General features: G+C 70.0%; 15 protein-coding genes and 1 pseudogene. 10 read left to right on the top strand and 6 right to left on the bottom strand.

The window, feature by feature from the left end:
- Positions 1 to 358 precede the first annotated feature (358 nt).
- The gene (locus ACFVT1_RS17480; RefSeq protein ID WP_389796030.1) at positions 359 to 949 is read right to left on the bottom strand and encodes a hypothetical protein; all 591 of its coding nucleotides are present in this window, start codon (positions 947 to 949) and stop codon (positions 359 to 361) included.
- A 130-nt stretch (positions 950 to 1,079) separates the two neighbouring features.
- Between ACFVT1_RS17480 and hemL the strand changes: the two genes are divergently transcribed.
- The 8 genes from hemL (at position 1,080) to ACFVT1_RS17440 (ending at position 9,692) form a co-directional block, all read left to right on the top strand.
- On the top strand, positions 1,080 to 2,396 hold the full coding sequence (gene hemL / locus ACFVT1_RS17475) for a glutamate-1-semialdehyde 2,1-aminomutase (protein ID WP_389796028.1): 1,317 nt from the start codon (positions 1,080 to 1,082) through the stop codon (positions 2,394 to 2,396).
- Positions 2,393 to 3,085 (top strand): histidine phosphatase family protein, encoded by a 693-nt coding sequence (locus ACFVT1_RS17470; RefSeq protein WP_389796026.1) that lies wholly within the window; start codon positions 2,393 to 2,395, stop codon positions 3,083 to 3,085. The genes hemL and ACFVT1_RS17470 overlap by 4 nt, the downstream gene beginning before the upstream one ends.
- Positions 3,086 to 3,563: 478 nt before the next feature.
- The gene (locus tag ACFVT1_RS17465) at positions 3,564 to 4,808 is read left to right on the top strand and encodes a hypothetical protein (protein WP_389796025.1); all 1,245 of its coding nucleotides are present in this window, start codon (positions 3,564 to 3,566) and stop codon (positions 4,806 to 4,808) included.
- Between the two features lie 67 nt (positions 4,809 to 4,875).
- Positions 4,876 to 5,487 carry a TlpA family protein disulfide reductase gene (locus ACFVT1_RS17460; protein ID WP_389796024.1) on the top strand — a complete coding sequence of 204 codons (612 nt, stop codon included), beginning with the start codon at positions 4,876 to 4,878 and terminating at the stop codon, positions 5,485 to 5,487.
- Positions 5,488 to 5,491: 4 nt separating this feature from the next.
- Complete coding sequence (locus tag ACFVT1_RS17455) at positions 5,492 to 6,256, top strand: cytochrome c biogenesis CcdA family protein (protein WP_389796021.1); 765 nt, start codon at positions 5,492 to 5,494, stop codon at positions 6,254 to 6,256.
- A gap of 5 nt (positions 6,257 to 6,261) precedes the next feature.
- Positions 6,262 to 8,031 carry a cytochrome c biogenesis protein ResB gene (locus ACFVT1_RS17450; protein ID WP_389796018.1) on the top strand — a complete coding sequence of 590 codons (1,770 nt, stop codon included), beginning with the start codon at positions 6,262 to 6,264 and terminating at the stop codon, positions 8,029 to 8,031.
- Positions 8,028 to 9,110, top strand: a complete 1,083-nt coding sequence (gene ccsB, locus ACFVT1_RS17445; protein WP_389796017.1) for a c-type cytochrome biogenesis protein CcsB — start codon at positions 8,028 to 8,030, stop codon at positions 9,108 to 9,110. Before ACFVT1_RS17450 ends, ccsB begins: the two co-directional genes overlap by 4 nt.
- A 54-nt stretch (positions 9,111 to 9,164) precedes the next feature.
- Positions 9,165 to 9,692 (top strand): SRPBCC domain-containing protein, encoded by a 528-nt coding sequence (locus ACFVT1_RS17440; RefSeq protein WP_389796014.1) that lies wholly within the window; start codon positions 9,165 to 9,167, stop codon positions 9,690 to 9,692.
- Positions 9,693 to 9,699: 7 nt separating this feature from the next.
- Here ACFVT1_RS17440 and ACFVT1_RS17435 read toward each other — a convergent pair whose 3' ends face one another.
- The 5 genes and pseudogenes from ACFVT1_RS17435 to ACFVT1_RS17415 all read right to left on the bottom strand — a co-directional run.
- On the bottom strand, positions 9,700 to 11,271 hold the full coding sequence (locus tag ACFVT1_RS17435; protein ID WP_389796012.1) for a hypothetical protein: 1,572 nt from the start codon (positions 11,269 to 11,271) through the stop codon (positions 9,700 to 9,702).
- Positions 11,264 to 13,456, bottom strand: a complete 2,193-nt coding sequence (locus tag ACFVT1_RS17430; RefSeq protein WP_389796009.1) for a hypothetical protein — start codon at positions 13,454 to 13,456, stop codon at positions 11,264 to 11,266. Before ACFVT1_RS17430 ends, ACFVT1_RS17435 begins: the two co-directional genes overlap by 8 nt.
- A 116-nt stretch (positions 13,457 to 13,572) precedes the next feature.
- Complete coding sequence (locus ACFVT1_RS17425) at positions 13,573 to 14,031, bottom strand: nucleoside deaminase (protein WP_389796006.1); 459 nt, start codon at positions 14,029 to 14,031, stop codon at positions 13,573 to 13,575.
- Positions 14,032 to 14,053: 22 nt separating this feature from the next.
- Complete coding sequence (locus ACFVT1_RS17420) at positions 14,054 to 14,449, bottom strand: PLD nuclease N-terminal domain-containing protein (RefSeq protein ID WP_389796003.1); 396 nt, start codon at positions 14,447 to 14,449, stop codon at positions 14,054 to 14,056.
- 71 nt (positions 14,450 to 14,520) lie between these two features.
- A pseudogene (locus ACFVT1_RS17415) lies at positions 14,521 to 14,730 on the bottom strand (SAM-dependent methyltransferase); the annotation flags it as partial.
- Between the two features lie 460 nt (positions 14,731 to 15,190).
- Between ACFVT1_RS17415 and ACFVT1_RS17410 the strand changes: the two are divergent.
- Together ACFVT1_RS17410 and ACFVT1_RS17405 are read left to right on the top strand one after the other, a co-directional pair.
- A complete protein-coding gene (locus ACFVT1_RS17410) occupies positions 15,191 to 15,979 on the top strand; it encodes an urease subunit gamma (protein WP_389796001.1) in 789 nt (262 codons plus the stop codon).
- A complete protein-coding gene (locus ACFVT1_RS17405; RefSeq protein WP_389795999.1) occupies positions 15,972 to 17,918 on the top strand; it encodes an urease subunit alpha in 1,947 nt (648 codons plus the stop codon). The genes ACFVT1_RS17410 and ACFVT1_RS17405 overlap by 8 nt, the downstream gene beginning before the upstream one ends.
- Positions 17,919 to 17,920 lie beyond the last annotated feature (2 nt).

Below are 17,920 nucleotides of genomic sequence, written 5' to 3'. Positions count from 1 at the left end.
AGTGGCGTGCGCCACACGGCTGGCACCTGTTCCACACGCCCCATCACGGCAGGGCGAACTTCCGCGGCCGCGCGCAGCCATGGAGGCGCCGAGCCGCAGCGCGAGACCGCCACACGCGTGTCCGCTGTGCGGTCGAGGCGTTCGGCCTTGCCGTCGGTCCGCGGCCGGCAGGGCCGGGTTCGCTCGTGAGCGGTCCCGGCCGCTGTCGGGGCATCGCGCCGGACGGGTGGCCGGTGGCAGGCTCCGTTGTCGGCCAGGCTCGTTCGACGGTGGCGCCGCACGCGGTGAAGAGCCGCTGGGCCCGGGTCCAGCATGCGGTGGTCCGAAAACCCCCGCCCGCTCGCCATGAAATCCCGGGTCAGGGCCACACCAGGCAGTACGCCTGATGCCCCGCGTCGTGCAGACGGTGGCTGAAGTCCTGCCACTCGTGCAGCAGTTGGTAGACATTGAAGGCATCGCGCGGGCCGCCCCGGTCCGGGACCGTGGACCAGATGAAGGCCGCGGCGCCCACCGACTCCTCGCCGACACCGCGCAAGGGGTCGACGACCGTCATCGGAAGCCTGACCACCGCGTAGTCGGGGTGCAGTACGACCAGTTCCAGCGGGGGGACCTTGTGCAGGGGTATGCCCTGGATTCCGGTGAGGACCATCGCCGCCACCGTCTCCGGCTTGATCTTGGTGAACATGCCGCCCATGCCCAGTTCGTCGCCGCCGAGTTCCTCCGGGCGCATCGAAATGGGTACCCGGGCCGCGGTGGCCCCGTCCGGGGCACCGAAGTACTTGTAGGTCACCCCCACCCGGCCACCACTCCTGCTTCCGGCTCCGCCACCCTGCGCACCACGGGCCTGCATGCCCTGTCTGCGCTCCGCCTCACGCCGGTGCCGACCCCGCCGGGCAGGCTCGGGCCCCAGGTCGTCGGTCCCTTCGCCCACTCCGCCACCGCGATGCATATCTCATCCACCCGACTACTACTTAAGGAGACACAGCCCCCGCCGCGCAACCCGATCATCGTGTCAGTGACCTCCCCCGCGGACGTGCGGTGAAACACCTGTCCGCAAGCCCGTCCGTGGCTCTGACACCATGGCTTGTGTGAGCTTTCCCTATGACGCCCCAGTTTCGCAGACGCTTTTCGACCGCGCGTCCCTCGTGACGCCCGGCGGCGTGAACTCTCCCGTCCGTGCCTTCCGGGCCGTGGGCGGTACGCCCCGCTTCATGGTGTCCGGTACCGGTCCCTACCTCACCGACGCCGACGGCCGTGAGTATGTCGACCTCGTGTGCTCGTGGGGGCCGATGATCCTCGGCCACTCCCACCCCGAGGTCATCGCCGCAGTCCAGGAGGCTGTCGCCCGCGGCACCTCGTTCGGTACGCCCGGTGAGGGCGAGGTCGCGCTCGCCGAGGAGATCGTGGCCCGGGTCGAGCCCGTGGAGCAGGTACGGCTGGTGTCGTCCGGCACCGAGGCGACCATGTCCGCCATCCGTCTCGCCCGCGGGTTCACCGGCCGGGCCAAGGTGGTGAAGTTCGCCGGCTGCTACCACGGCCACGTCGACGCGCTGCTCGCCGCCGCCGGGTCCGGGGTCGCGACCTTCGGCCTTCCGGACACCCCGGGGGTCACCGGCGCCCAGGCCGGCGACACGATCGTGCTGCCGTACAACGACCTGGACGCCGTACGGGAGGCGTTCGCCGCGCAGCCCGGCGAGATCGCCTGTGTGATCACCGAGGCGTCGCCGGGCAACATGGGTGTCGTACCGCCGCTGGACGGCTTCAACGCCGGGCTCAAGGAGATCTGCGCCGCCAACGGGGCGCTCTACATCTCCGACGAGGTCATGACCGGTTTCCGTACCTCGAAGGCCGGCTGGTTCGGCGTCGACGGGGTGCGGCCCGACCTGATGACCTTCGGCAAGGTCATGGGCGGCGGCTTCCCGGCCGCGGCCTTCGGCGGGCGCGCGGACGTGATGGCGCACCTCGCCCCGGCCGGCCCCGTCTACCAGGCGGGCACCCTCTCCGGGAACCCGGTCGCCACCGCCGCCGGTCTCGCCCAGCTGCGGCTGCTCGACGACGCCGCGTACGCGAAGGTGGACGCGGTCTCCGCGGAGATCCGCGGCCTGGTCAGCGAGGCGCTCGCCAAGGAAGGCGTGGCGCACACCGTGCAGGCGGCGAGCAACATGTTCTCCGTCTTCTTCACCGACCGGCCGGTGCGGAACTACGAGGACGCGAAGCAGCAGGAAGCTTTCCGCTTCACCGCCTTCTTCCACTCGCTGCTGTCGCAGGGCGTCTACCTGCCGCCGTCCGCCTTCGAGTCCTGGTTCGTCTCCACCGCCCACGACGCGCGGGCCGTCGAGCGCATCGCCGCCGCCCTGCCCGCCGCCGCCCGTGCCGCATCGGAGGCCACCGCATGAGCGGGAACGGAAGCCGCAAGGACATCACCGTCGTCCATCTGATGCGGCACGGAGAGGTGCACAACCCGGAGGGCGTGCTCTACGGGCGCCGTCCCGGCTACCACCTCTCCGAGCTCGGCCGGCAGATGGCCGACCGGGTGGCCGAGCACCTGAAGGACCGCGACGTCACCCATGTCGTCGCCTCCCCGCTGGAGCGTGCCCAGGAGACCGCCACGCCGATCGCCACGACGCACGGTCTCGACCTGGCCACCGACGAGCGGCTCATCGAGGCCGCCAACGTCTTCGAGGGCAAGACCTTCGGAGTCGGCGACGGGGCGCTGCGCAAGCCGGACAACTGGAAGCACCTGACGAATCCGTTCCGGCCGTCGTGGGGCGAGCCGTACATCGAGCAGGTCGTGCGGATGATGGGCGCCCTGGACGCCGCGCGCGACGCGGCGCGCGGTCACGAGGCGGTGTGCGTCAGCCACCAGCTGCCGATCTGGATCGTGCGGAGCTTCGTGGAGCGGCGGCGGCTGTGGCACGACCCGCGCAAGCGGCAGTGCACGCTCGCGTCGCTGACCAGCTTCACGTACCAGGGCGACAAGATCGTGTCGGTCGGGTACACGGAGCCGGCGCGGGATCTGGTCCCGGCGCACCTGCGGGCCGGGGCGAAGCCGGTGAAGGGGAAGTCGAAGGCGTTCGGCGCGTAGCCGGCCGACGGCCGACGGGGGCGCGGCGCCCCGGGCCCCGGCCTCGGGCTCCGGCCCCGGCCGCGGACGCGGCCTCAGTATTCGGCCCCCGGCCCTGACCCCCGGCCCCTGGCCCTGACCCCCGGCCCCGGCCCCCGGACCTGGCGCCCTCCCCCCGGACCCGGACCCGGACCCGGCTCCCGGGCCCCCGGTCCACTGCTCTTCCCGGTCGTCCGGTCGCCGTTCTGTCCCCGTCCTCCGCGGCCGGAGAGGCTCGGTCCTTCCGCCCGTACGGCCCCGGTGCTGCCGCGGCGGGACCGGCGTACCGGGGCCGGGGAACGAAGCCGGCCCGATCATGGGTCATATGTTCGGTCGTGTACGTGGTCTGGCCACGCGAAGAAAGATGTGCTAATTCGCGGAACCCCCGTGTTGATTCCCTCATCTAAGCCTTTGTCAGTTTGTATGGACTTGAGGCAAAACGACCGCAGATGGGGAACGCATGCGCGAGATCAGCCGAAGGGGTTTGCTCGGAGCCGGGCTCGGGGCTACGGCCGCGATCGGTCTGGGCGGGTGCAGTGTCTCGGGGTCGGGGTCGGGCACGGGGTCGGCCGGGGAGAAGGGGGCCGACGGCCACACCCGGGGGACCGGTTCCGCGAAGAAGGACGTCCGGAAGATCGGGGACGGTTCCACCGCGGACACGGGGAAGCAGCCGCACCAGCCCGCCGCGCCGGTTCCGCTCGAACCCGGGCAGACGCCGCCGCAGTTCGTGATCTTCTCCTGGGACGGGGCGGGCGAGGTCGGCAACGGACTCTTCCCGCGCTTTCTGGAACTCGCCAAGGATCATGACGCGGCGATGACCTTCTTCCTGTCCGGGATCTACCTGCTGCCCGAGTCGAAGAAGTCCATGTACCGGCCGCCCAACAACCCCATCGGCGCTTCCGACATCGGATATCTCACCGACGCCCACATCAAGGAGACGCTGAAGAACGTCCGTCAGGCCTGGCTCGACGGCCATGAGATCGGCACCCACTTCAACGGGCATTTCTGCAGCGGTTCCGGATCGGTCGCCAACTGGTCCTCCGCCCAGTGGCGGAACGAAATCGATCAGGCGGTCTCCTTCGTCACGGAATGGCGCACGAACACCGGCTGGACCGACCTCGATCCGCTGCCTTTCGACTACCGCAAGGAACTGATCGGCGGCCGCGCCCCCTGTCTGCTCGGCCAGGACAATCTGCTGCCCACGGCGAGCAAGCTGGGCTGGCGCTACGACGCCAGTTCGCCCGGTGGTACGCAGGTGTGGCCCCAGAAGCGCGAGGGTGTCTGGGACCTGCCGTTGCAGGGCATGCCGTTCCCCGGGCACACCTTCGAAGTCCTCTCGATGGACTACAACATCCTCGCCAACCAGTCGCAGAATTCGACCAAGGGCATGCCCTCGCGTTATCCGGGCTGGCGGAAGCAGGCCACTGGGTCGTACCTCGCCGGTTTCAACCGCGCGTACACGACGAATCGCGCGCCCTTCTACATCGGAAACCACTTCGAGGAGTGGAACGGCGGCATCTACATGGACGCGGTCGAGGAAACGATCAAGAAGATCGCGGGGAAGCCGGATGTGCGGCTCGTCTCGTTCAAGCAGTACGTCGACTGGCTCGACGTCCAGACCCCGGCCGTGCTCGACAAACTCCGTACGCTGGGCGTAGGACAGTCGCCCGAGGGCGGCTGGAACGCCTTCTTTAAACAGTCCTGACATCGGGCTTTACGGGCACCGAGGGGGGTGCCCGAGATCGCCGGAACCGCCATGCGAAACTTTTCACATGAGCTATAGCCGCGCATCTCGACGCCGCTTCACCCTGCTCGCCGCCCCCGCAGCGGCCGCCGCACTCGCGCTCACGCTGACAGCGTGCAGCGGGGACGGCAACAAGGCCGGCGGGGGTGGCAACACGAACTTCGTCACGGGCAGTGGCGGAATCTCGACCATCGACAAGGGCGATCGCAAGGCCGCCCCGAAGCTCGACGGCGAGACACTCGACGGCAAGCAGCTCGACGTGGCCGACTACAAGGGCAAGGTCGTCGTGCTGAACGTGTGGGGCTCGTGGTGCGGCCCCTGCCGGCTGGAGGCCCAGTACTTCGCGAGGGTGGCGAAGGAGACGAAGGACAAGGGCGTCCAGTTCGTCGGGATCAACACCCGGGACCCCCAGAAGGGCCCCGCCGTCAGCTTCGAGAAGGACTACGGGGTCACCTACCCGAGCTTCTTCGACCCGACCGGCAAGCTCATGCTCCGCTTCCCCAAGGGCACGCTCCGCCCGCAGTCCATTCCGTCGACCGTGGTCCTGGACCGGGACGGGAAGATCGCCGCCCGGTCCCTCGCCGCGCTCGACTCCACCAAGCTGCACAAGATGATCGACCCGCTGATCGCGGAGAAGTGATTCCGTGCTCACCCTTGCCGCGCTCCAGGGCGAGAACCAGACCGTTCTGAACGGGGCACTGCTCGTCGCCCTGCCCGTCGCCGTACTCGGTGGGCTCGTCTCGTTCTTCTCGCCGTGCGTGCTGCCGCTCGTCCCCGGCTACCTCTCGTACGTCACGGGCGTGAGCGGCACCGACCTGGCGCAGGCCAGGCGGGGACGCATGGTCGTGGGGGCCTCGCTCTTCGTGCTCGGCTTCACCGCCGTGTTCGTCTCCGGCGGGGCGCTCTTCGGCTTCTTCGGCCAGACCCTCCAGGAGCACGGCGAGACGCTCACGAAGATCCTCGGTGTGCTGATGATCCTCATGGGGATCTTCTTCATGGGTCTGATGCCGTGGATGACGCAGCGTGAATTCCGTATCCACAAGAGGCCGGTGACCGGACTGCTGGGCGCGCCGCTGCTGGGCGCCCTCTTCGGGATCGGCTGGACCCCGTGCCTCGGCCCGACGCTCAGCTCGGTGAGCTTCCTCGCGATGGAGCAGGGCACCGCCGGACGCGGGGCGATACTGACCGTCGCGTACTGCTTCGGGCTCGGCCTGCCCTTCGTGCTCGCGGCGGTCGCGTTCCGCAAGGCGCTCGGCGCCTTCGGCTGGGTCAAGCGCCACTACGCATGGGTCATGCGCATCGGTGGCGTCATGATGATCGCGACCGGGCTGCTCCTGCTGACCGGTATGTGGGACACCATGATGCAGGAATTGCAGGGCTGGTCCAACGGCTTCACTGTGGGGATCTGAGTTCCATGAGCAACACCAAGTCCAACCCGGCCCCGCAGCGCGAGCACCGCGACGAGCGGGAGATCCGGGACGAGCAGGACCGGGAGAACGCCCGCGAACTCGGCGCGGCCGGCTCCCAGCTCTCCACCGCCCCGCGCGAGGAGACCGCGGCCGGCCTGCCGGCCATGGGCGTCATCGGCTGGGCCCGCTGGTTCTGGCGGCAGCTCACCTCGATGAGGGTCGCGCTGATCCTGCTCTTCCTGCTGTCGCTCGGTGCCATCCCCGGCTCGCTGATCCCGCAGAACAGCGTGGACGAACTGAAGGTGCAGACCTTCAAGGACGCCCACACCACCGTCTCGCCGATCTACGAGAAGCTCCAGTTCTTCGACGTCTACAGCTCGGTGTGGTTCTCCGCGATCTACATCCTGCTGTTCATCTCGCTCATCGGCTGCATCGTGCCGCGCACCGGCCAGTTCGTCGGCCAGCTGCGCAGCCGCCCGCCGGGCGCCCCCAAGCGCCTGACCCGGCTGCCGGCGTACACCACCTGGCGCACCGAGGCCGAGCCCGAGCAGGTCCGCGAGGCCGCGCTCGCCCTGATGCGCAAGCGCCGCTACCGCGCGCACACCGCGGGCGACGCGGTCGCCGCCGAGAAGGGCTATCTGCGCGAGGCCGGGAACCTGGTCTTCCACATCGCCCTGATCGTGATGCTGGTGGCGTTCGCCTTCGGGCAGCTCTTCAAGTCCGAGGGCGGCAAGCTGATCGTCGAGGGCGACGGCTTCTCCAACACGCTCACCCAGTACGACGACTTCAAGTCGGGTTCGCTCTTCGACACCGACTCGTTCGCCCCGTTCAGCTTCAAGCTCGACAAGTTCACCGGTACATACGAGCGCAGCGGCCCCCAGATCGGTACGCCCCGGACCTACGAGGCCCATGTGACGTACGAGAAGGGCGCGTACGGCAAGCAGCAGAAGACCGTCATCAGGGTCAACGAGCCGCTCGTCGTCGACGGCACCAAGGTCTATCTGAACGCGCACGGCTACGCGCCCGTCGTCTCCGTCAAGGACGGCAGCGGCAAGGTGGTCTACCGGAACGCCGTGCCGCTGCTGCCCATCGACAACAACGTCACCTCGACCGGTGCGATCAAGGTCTTCGACGGCTACCGCGACAAGAACGGCAAGAAGACCCAGCTGGGCTTCCAGGCGTTCTTCGTGCCGACCTTCGCGGGCAACGGCAAGGGCACGATGTTCTCGCAGTTCCCGGCCCCCGACATGCCCGTACTGGCCCTCAACGGCTACCACGGCTACCTCGGGCCCGACTCCGGGCTGGCGCAGAACGTGTACCAGCTGGACAAGTCCAAGATGACGGAGTTCAAGGACAGCAAGGGCAAGCAGCTCAAGCAGCGCCTGCTGGTCGGCGAGACGATGAAGCTGCCCGACGGCGCGGGCTCCATCACCTTCGAAGGCATCCAGGAGTGGGCCAGCTTCCAGATCTCCGAGCAGCCCGCCAGCGGCTGGGCGCTCACCGGAGCGGTCGCCGCGATCGCCGGACTCGCGGGTTCGCTGTTCATCCAGCGGCGCCGGGTCTGGGTGCGGGCCGTACGCGGTGCGGACGGCGTCACCGTCGTCGAAATGGCGGGTCTCGGCCGCAGCGAGTCCGCGAAGCTTCCCGAGGAGCTGGCCGATCTCGCGGTCACGCTCAACGCCGTGGCGCCCACCGCGCCCGACACCGACCCCGGATCCGATCCCGGCTCCGTCGAAGAATCCTCCGTAGAACCTGTCGAAGGGGCTGAGAAGTGAATCTCGCCGCCGCAACCAACGAGAACCTGGCGCACACCAGCAATGTGCTGATCTATTCGTCGATGGCCGTCTACACCCTGGCCTTCTTCGCGCACATCGCGGAATGGGTGTTCGGCAGCCGCAGCAAGGTCGGCCGTACCGCGGCCGCCCTGACCGGGGCCGAGGACGCCGGGGCGCCGGTGAAGGTGCAGGTCGCGCAGCAGGGCGGCGGCACCGCCGTACTGGACCGCCCGAAGATCATCACGCGCTCCGCGGCCGGTTCCCGCGACGTCCCGGACGGGCCCGGCGCGGCCGGCGGCACCTTCAAGGGCGACCTGTACGGACGCATGGCGGTCTCCCTGACCCTGCTCGCCTTCCTCGTGGAGGCCGGTGGAGTTGTCACCCGGGCACTGTCCGTGCAGCGCGCCCCCTGGGGCAACATGTACGAGTTCTCCATCACCTTCTCCACGGTGGCGGTCGCCGCGTACCTGATCCTGCTCGCGCTGAAGAAGAACGTCCGCTGGATGGGACTGCTCCTGGTCACCACCGTCCTGCTGGACCTCGGCATCGCGACCACGGTGCTCTACACCTCCAGCGACCAGCTGGTGCCCGCACTGCACTCGTACTGGCTGTGGATCCACGTCTCCACCGCCATCATCTGCGGCGCCGTCTTCTACATCGGTGCGGTCACCACCCTCCTCTACCTCTTCCGCGACAGCTACGAGAGCAAGCTCGCGAGCGGCGGGCAGCCCGGCTCGTTCGCCCAGTCCGTGCTCTCCCGGCTGCCCGCCGCCTCGACGCTCGACAAGTTCTCGTACCGCGTCAACGCCGCCGTCTTCCCGCTGTGGACGTTCACGATCATCGCGGGCGCCATCTGGGCGGGCGACGCGTGGGGCCGCTACTGGGGCTGGGACCCCAAGGAAGTCTGGTCCTTCATCACCTGGGTCGCATACGCCTGCTACCTGCACGCCCGCGCCACCGCGGGGTGGAAGGGCCGCAAGGCCGCCTACCTGGCGCTGATCGCCTTCGGCTGCTGGCTCTTCAACTACTACGGCGTGAACATCTTCGTCACCGGCAAGCACTCCTACGCCGGCGTCTGACCGGCGCCCACCCGTAAGGGTGCGGATCCCGGGCCACCGGGCCACGCTGGAACCATGACCGATGCGACCCCCGTCATCGAGCGTGGCACCAGCGAGACCCACGGTGACCTGCACACCCTGAGGTTCCTGCTACGGCTGCCCCACCCCGTTCCACGGGTGTGGGCAGCCGTTGCCAGTTCCGAGGGGCTGGCGGGCTGGCTCGCCGCCGCCGACCCGTTCGAACCGCACATCGGCGGCGCGGTCACGCTGCGCTGGCTGAACACCGACCGGGACGGGCACGCCACGGTCGCCTCCGGCACCGTCACCGCCTGGGACGTCGAGCGGATCGCCGAGTACACCCTCGAAGGGCTCCACGGCCGCATGCGCTTCCACCTGGAGCCACCGCGCGGCGACCATGTGCTGCTGCGCTTCACGAACGAGTTCCGGGGCGACGACGGACTGCGCCTGGACTGCCTCGCCGGCTGGCACGACCACTTCCACTACCTCGTGGACACACTCGACGGATACCCCGCCGACTGGCCGAAGTGGACTCCGGTGCGGTGGGCGGAGCTGCGCGAGGGGTACGCGACGGCCGAGCGGTGAGGCGGCGTCAGGGCGCCGAGGACGGCGGCAGGCACTTCGGGTCCGGCGGCGCGCCCTCCGGCCAGGCGATCGCCACGAACCGCTGGCGGGCGTCCTCGGGCGCCAGTTCCACCACCGGCACCGCCTTGTTGTACGGGTTCCCGTGGTTGTCCAGGCAGATCCAGCCACTGGCCCCCGACACCCGCAGCGATCCCTTCACCCGCGGCCACTGCTCACCCACGTCCGCGAGCTGCGGCAGCCGCTTCCCGTCCGGGGTCGCCTGCCGGATGCCGTGCACGGCCAGGGACATCGCGTCGTGCGCGATGATGACCTGGCCGTCGGTCAGGTCCTGGTGACGGGTCGGACCGATCGGGCCCACGGGCTTCTTCGCGACCGTGGCCAGCAGCTCCAGGAAGCTCCGGTAGTCCGCGGCGGAACCGCCGGTCGCCGGGGAGCCCTTGCCCTTCGCCGCTGCCGCCGTCCAGGCGTCCGGGTGCGCCAGCGAGGCGTAGCGGACCGTGACCCCGCGGCGCAGGGCGCCCCGGTCGAGCTTGGTGTCGTTGCCGAGGTACGAGCCCTCGTCGCCGGTCAGGATCGTGAACGGGCGGCTCTGGCAGCCCCGCGAGCCGAGCGCGTTGATGAACTGCCGCAGCTGGGTGTGGCGTCCGGCGAAGAACACCGTCTCCGCGTCCGTGTCGCAGATGAGGTGGGTGATCTGCTGGAACGTATTGGCCGTGGTGCCCTCGTCGTTGGGGTCCTGGCGCGAGGTGAACAGCTGCGGCTCGTACCGGGTGCCCTTCACCAGCGAGGTGAACGCCGCCCGCAGCGTGTCCGTGTAGTGGTCCCCGGTGCGGGTGTCCTGCACCAGCAGCGCCTTGTCCGCCTTCACCCGCCCGAAGTGCGCCAGCGCCCGCGCCTCGTCCCGGTTGGTCGGCGACACGCGTGCCAGCCCGGGGAACGGGTCGCCGGCCGGACCGTTGGCGATGTCGTCTGCGGTGATCGTGGTGCCGACGACCGCGATGTGCGCCGCGGTCAGCTCCCGGACCGCCTCCCTGACCTGCGTACTGCTGGTGGCGACCCCCGACACGGCCCGCAGGTGGTCCGGGGCGTCGGTCATCGTCTTCAGCCGGTCCACCGTCGGCCGCCACAGCAGGTTGTTCTTCCCCGTGTTGGCCAGCACGAGGCGGACCTTGGGCACCTGCTCGTTCGACAGGTGGTTGGCCCGGTACTGCTCGGCGAACGCGCCCTGCAGCTCGCGCTGCATCTTCGTCTGCATCGCCCCGTCCGTCGACGTCAGCGGCAGCAGCAGCGCCACCGTGGCGTAGCGGCCCGGCTTCAGGGTGGCGTTCTCCCGGGCGATGGCCGCGGCGACCTCGGTCAGCTTCGACCGGCCGAAGTCGTAGCCGTCACCGGAGACGCCCACGCACTCGTCGCTGCCCTGCGGCCGCTCGACCCCCTTCGCGCAGGAGCGGTCCTGCGGAGCGGTGAGCCGGCCGATGCCGTACCAGCCGGACGTGACGACCAGGGCGCCCACCACCGCCGTGGTGACGACCTTCTGCCGGGCCGTGTACCAGACGCGGTACCGCAGCGGATTACGCATCCGAGCCACCGTCCCCCCGCCCCCGGCCGCGCGGGCTGCCGCCCGTGCCCGGTGATCCGCCCGCGTCCGGCGACCCCGGCGGCATGGACAGCGACCGCCAGGCCCTGATGTCCCGCGGCCAGTGCGTCGCCGCGTCCCACAGCACGCTGTTGCCCGTCGGATGCCTGCCGGACAGTTGCCGCAGTTCGTGCGCCATCTTGTCGATCACCTCTTCGTCCGGCAGGGCCAGTGGATCGGACAGCAGCCATACGGCGTGCAGCAGCCTGCGCAGCTGCAACTGGAGCTCCACGGCCCGCTCGCCGAGCCCCGCGAGCCCCGTCTCCCCGTCCGGCAGCGAACCGGCCGCCTCCCGGCCGAGCGCGACCGCCCGGCGCGGATCGGGACCGGCATGGCCGGGCGGACGCGGATACGGCGCGGAGGCGATGAAACGCAGCGAGCCGAGCCACGCCGTCACATCGCCGTCGGTGAACCGCTCCCGCAGATGCGTCACACAGTCCCGCGTCCTGCCCAGCACCAGCTCCTGGTGCAGCCGGTGCGGGACGCTCGGGCAGCGGCCCCCGGGCGCGTACGCGGTGCGCAGCGTCTCGTGCACCGCACGCCACACCGCGTAGTAGGGATGGTCGTCGTCCTGGAACCGCAGCCGGTGCAGCAGCAGCGACCGCAGCAGCGGATCGGCGACGAAGTGGTCGGGACCGACCGGCCAGTCCTGCGCCCGCAGCGCATCCCGTACCTGCAGGGCCACATCGCCCTCCAGCGACCGGCCGCGCAGCCGGGCCGTGGCCAGCAGCCGCGCCGAGTCCTCACCGTGGGCGGCGGCCAGCACGCTCAGCACGTCGAGCTGCTGCCCCGGCAGCAGCTGTGCCAGCAGCTCGTCCGCGACGCGCACCGGCGCCCGGTCCTCCCGCAGCTCCACCGTCCGGTCCAGCAGCGCCCCCGGCACCAGCGAGTCGGGCGCCGGCGCCCCCGGCCGCGCCGTACCCACCCGCAAGGCCCCCGGCACCAGCGCCTCGCCCGCCGCCTGCGCCAGCAGCGCCACGCCCAGGGGACGCCCACCCGTCAGCCGGTGCACCCCACGGGCCAGCCCGGCCGGGGCACGGCCCACCGGGTCGTGCCGGTCGAACGCCGCCTGCACATGCGCCGGGCTCAGCGCCGTGAGCTCCACGGCCAGGATTCCGGACGTCACCTCCGCACCGCGCGCCCAGTGCGAACCGTGCGCCACCTCGGGCAGCCGCCTGCGCACCGCGTGGCTCAGCCCCTCGTGGCCGCGGGCGCGGGAGGAGGCGAACACGGCGATCTGATCGCGCACCCCGGCGGCCCGCTGCCGCAGCACCGGCTCGACCAGCTGCCGGCCCAGCCGCGTGTGCGCGTTGTCCAGGAGCAGCACCGGGCGGCCCCGGCGCGCACCCCGCGCGAGCCCCCCGTACGCCCGCACCAGATCCGTGACCAGCGCGAGCACCAGATGGTCCTCGGCACGACGGCGCAGGTCACCGCCGCGCTCGAAGTCGACCGCCAGCTGCCGCAGCCCGATCCTGCCGTTGCCGCCCGCGTGCGGATAGCTCCCGTACCAGTCCGCCGCGCGCCGCTGGAACCGGCTGAACGACTCCTCCAGCACCGTCTCGATCGTGGCCTCCGCGACCATCCCGGCCAGCGGCACCACCGAGTCGAAGGCACTGGCGGCCAGCTTCGTCAGCACCTTGGTGACCCAGCCCGTGGCCGCGTCCCCCCGGGTGTCGACGGTGGCCAGCACCGGGCCCAGCGACTGCAGGTCCCGCTGCGCCCGCGTCTCGTCCTCCCGCGTCCAGGAGATCGAGGCGACGGCGACGAGCCCCAGGCTCAGCCGGGGGAACTGCACCGGCCGCGCGGCACGCACCTTGGCCGTCAGCTGGGTGGCGAGCTCCGGCAGCGCCCCGGTGACCGGGGTCCAGCCGGGCCCCGGGTCCGCGGGCGGCACGACGGCCTCGCAGTCGACCAGGGCGACCGGGGTGGTCTCCCGGTACAGATGGCGCAGCTGCTTGAGCACGGCCGTCTTGCCCATGCCGCGGCCACCGGTCAGCACGGCGACCGGCGGATCGTCGCGGTGCTCGTAGGCGATTCGGGCGGAGCCGTACGGAGTGAGGCCGGTCAGACGCGCCGCAAGTCCGTCGTTCCCGAAGATCGCCTCGCGCCCGTACAGCTCTCTCTCCACAGCACCCCCAGCGTCGACGCTCCATCCGATCTGTCACACCGTCAACACGAGGATATCGCCCGGGTGTTGGGCAGTGGAGAGGAATTTCGAACGATCTGGGGGTGCGGGGCGGCGGATCAGCCGGCGCCGATGTCCTCGTTCCAGAGGGCGGGGTGGTCGCGTACGAAATCCCGCATGAGCGCGACGCATTCGGCGTCGTCGAGCAGCACGATCTCCACCCCGTGCCGGGCCAGCCAGTCGTGCCCGCCGCGGAACGTCCGCGCCTCGCCGATCACCATCCGCGAGATCCCGAACTGCCGCACCAGCCCGGAGCAGTACCAGCACGGGGAGAGCGTCGTCACCATCGTCGTGCCCCGGTAGGACCGCTGCCGCCCGGCCGCCCGGAACGCGGCCGTCTCCGCGTGCAGGGACGGATCGCCGTCCTGGACGCGGCGGTTGCGGCCCCGGCCGAGGAGGGCGCCGTCCGGTCCGTAGAGCGCGGCCCCGACGGGGATGCCGCCCTCGGCGAGACCGGTACGGGCCTCCGCGAGGGCGGTGACGAGCATGTCCGCATCGTCCATGGCCACGTCTCTCATGCGGTCCTCCCAGTCCGGGGGGCTACTCGCCCGAGGGGCTCGGGCTCTCCCCGCTCTCGCGGCGCTTCAGCTCCTCCTCGCGGCGGCGCAGATCGGCCTCCCAGTCCTTGAGGAGCGACTCGTCCTTCTTGTTCTCTTCCTTCAGTGCGTTCAGGAACTCCGGATTGTCGTCCGGTGCCACCCACTGCGAACGGTGGTTGCGGTGCCATTCGGACGGCGTACGGCCTCCGGCGGGCGCGTGGCGCATCTTGCCGGCGGCCAGCCAGACGATCGGGCCGACGATCCAGAACAGCAGGATGATGAAGACCCAGGCGATCTTCGGCAGGTGCTTGGCCTCGTCCTCGGGGGTGTTCAGGCAGTCGATGAACGCGTAGATCGTCAGCGCCAGAGGCAGGAGATAGATCAGGGCCCGGAACATGGTGGAAAAGTCCCCCTGCGGAGAGTTGGCGGGGCTTGTCCCGCCCCGGTTGGGGCCCAGAGTAACCGGTGTCAATGACGTCCCACGGCGAGTAGGTGGGAACTGGCGGCCAGCAGGTCGGGGTACGGCTCCGCCATGCGGGCCGCGGCCGGCGCGGAGGCGAACATCCGCGATGCGACGAGTGACTCCCCGGTGTGCTGTTCGGTCGCTTTCAGCAGGGCCCAGGCGGGGCCCTCGACGCCGCACACCCGGGTGTCGGTGAGGCCCGCCCCGCGTAATTCGGCCTCCGGCTCGGGCCGGGACGGAGAGCCGGTCCGCCTCGTTGATCGTGGAGGTGTGGAACTCGATGGTCCCCGGTGGTACAGGGCGAGCCCCATCAATCCGTCCCGTTCATGGCCGGCGCTCGTCCTCACCGGGCGCGAGTGGGCCGCTCTCCAGGGCGGTGCGGTGAACGGAGAGTTCCAACAGCCGTCACCCTGTCGCTTCCCTGAAGGCATGCCGGGCTCCCGGCATCGATCGCCGTGGGCGGCCGTGATTAGACCACAGCAGAGTCTCAGGTTCGGGCGTATCGGCCCGACCGTCACTCATATGGGCGGCGGTCGGGCTGCGCTCGGGTTTCCGGTTCTGCCGGCGTGATCAAGATGGTCCCGCGAGGGGCTGCGGCCGGGACGGCCGAGAAAGCCGTGCTGCGCCGATGGCGCGGGCGTGAAGTCGTGGAGACTCTGCCCGCACTGCCGATAAATGGTGTGCGGCCGGTCCCCAGCACAAGCGCCCGGGGCAGAAGCCCCGGGCAGGGCGAACGCAGGGGGAATGGCTGTGCACCTGACTCCACATGAACAAGAGCGCCTGATGATTCATTTGGCGGCGGACGTCGCCGAGAAGCGCCGGGCTCGGGGGGTGCTGCTCAACTATCCCGAGACGGTGGCGCTGTTGACCGTGCATGTCCTGGAGGGGGCCCGGGACGGCCGCACCGTGGCCGAACTCATGTCTTCCGGACGGAAGTTGTTGTCCCGCGAGGAGGTCATGGAGGGCATCCCCGAAATGATCAAGAACGTGCAGGTGGAGGCCACGTTCCCCGACGGCACGAAGCTGGTCACGATCCACGACCCCTTCCCGGAGGCGGGCGACGAGGAAGAGGGGCTGGTCCACCCGGGGAAAACCGATTACTCCGCGAAGCCGGAAGACAAGTTGGTGCGCTTCAACGAGGGGCGTGAGATCACATCCCTGACTGTCAAGAACCCGTGCGACCGCCCCATTCAGGTCGGTTCGCACTTCCACTTCGCCGAGGCCAACTCCGGGCTGGAGTTCGACCGCGAGGCCGCTTGGGGCAAGCGTCTGCACGTCCCGGCCGGCAGCTCCGTACGCTTCGAGCCCAGCATCACCGAAGAAGTCGAACTCGTACCCATCGAGGGCAAGCGGCTGGTCCACGGACTGCGCGAGAGGATCGACGGTCTGCCCGGAAAGATCGACGGCTCACTCGACAACACCGAGGGTCCGTTCGGTGAGGGTGGGGGCGAGTCCAATGACTGACTTCGCCGAGTGTCCTTGCTGCCCGGAGCCCCCCGAACGCTCCGACCCCCTGACCCGCGCCGCGTACGCGGACCGGTTCGGCCCGACGACCCGCGACCGCATCCGCCTCGCCGACACGGAGCTGCGGATCGAGATCGAGGACGACTGGTCGGGCGGCCCCGGGCGCAGCGGGAACGAGATGGTCTTCGGCGGCGGCAAGGTGATCCGCGAGTCGATGGGGCAGTCCGTCGCGCCGCGCGACCCGGCCGGCGCCGGCAAGCAGGCAGGCCCCGGCGAGTCCGGCGCCCCTGACGGCGGCGAGGTCGTCATGCCCCCCGACACGGTGATCACCGGCGCCGTCGTCCTGGACCACTGGGGCATCGTCAAAGCCGATGTCGCCATCCGCGACGGCCGCGTCACCGCGCTCGGCAAGGCGTACAACGACGAGACCATGGACCCCCTCCACGAGGGGGCCGACAACCACAACGGCGTCGGCCCGACTCCCACGGACTTCGTCATCGGTCCCGACACCGAGGTCATCGCGGGCAACGGGAAGATCCTCACCGCGGGCGGGGTCGACACGCACGTCCACTTCATCTGCCCCGAGCAGGTCGGTGAGGCACTGTCGGCGGGCGTGACCACGCTCATCGGGGGCGGTACGGGACCGGCGGAGGGCAGCACCGCCACCACCGTCACACCCGGTTCCTGGCATCTCGCCCGGACATTCGAGGCGCTGGACTCCTTTCCGGTCAACATCGGGCTGCTCGGCAAGGGCGCCACCATGTCGGAGAAGTCGATGTACGACCAGGTGGACGCGGGCGTCATCGGTTTCAAGATCCACGAGGACTGGGGCGCCACGCCGGCGGTCATCGAGAAGTGCCTGAAGGTCTGCCAGGAGACTGGCGTCCAACTCGCGTTCCATGCCGACTCGTTGAACGAGGCGGGCTTTGTCGACGACACCATTCGGGCCATCGGCGGGCGTTCCATCCATGTCTTCCACGTCGAGGGCGCGGGAGGCGGCCATGCCCCCGACATGATCAAGATGGTGCAGGAGGGCAATGTGCTGCCCGCCTCCACCAACCCCACCCGGCCGCTGACCATCAACACGGTCAAGGAGCACTTCGACATGGTGATGGTCTGCCATCACCTCAATCCGAAGATCAAGGAGGACCTGGCCTTCGCGGACTCCCGCATCCGGCCCTCCACGATGGCCGCCGAGGACATCCTGCACGACCTCGGTGCCATCTCGATCATGTCGTCGGACGCCCAGGCCATGGGGCGCATCGGCGAAATGATCATGCGTACCTGGCAGACCGCGCACGTCATGAAGACGCGGCGGGGCCTCCTGGAGGGTGACAAGCGGCCGGAGGGCGAAGAGCCGGAGGACGGGCGGCCGGTGGGAGCCGACAACAGGCGCGCCCGGCGGTACGTCGCGAAGTACACCATCAACCCGGCGATCGCCCAGGGGATCGACGCAGTGCTCGGGTCCGTGGAGCCCGGCAAGCTGGCCGACCTGGTGCTGTGGGAGCCGAAGTTCTTCGGGGTCAAGCCGCACCAGGTGATCAAGGGCGGGCAGATCGCGTACGCGCAGGTGGGCGACGCCAATGCGTCCATCCCGACCCCGCAGCCGGTCCTGCCCCGCGCCATGTGGGGCGCCACGGGCCTGGCGCCCCGCTCCACCTCGTTCAACTTCGTCACCCAACGGGCCATCGACAACGGGTTGCCCGAACGTCTCCCGCTGGGCAAGCAGTTCAAGGCCATCAGCAGCACACGTGACATCGGCAAGGCGGACATGAAGGAGAACAGCGCCACCCCCGATGTCCGGATCGACCCCGACACCTTCGAGGTGATCGTCGGGGGCGCAAAGGTGGAGGACGTGACGACCTGCATCGACGGCCAGATCGTCGAGCGGAACTATCCCCGTGAACTTCCCATGGCGCAGCGGTACTTCCTCTTCTGAGA

Origin of the sequence: Streptomyces sp. NPDC057963 (assembly GCF_042887155.1) — a bacterium.
In the GTDB taxonomy this organism is placed as follows: domain Bacteria; phylum Actinomycetota; class Actinomycetes; order Streptomycetales; family Streptomycetaceae; genus Streptomyces.
This window is presented reverse-complemented; position numbering and strand designations above follow the sequence as displayed.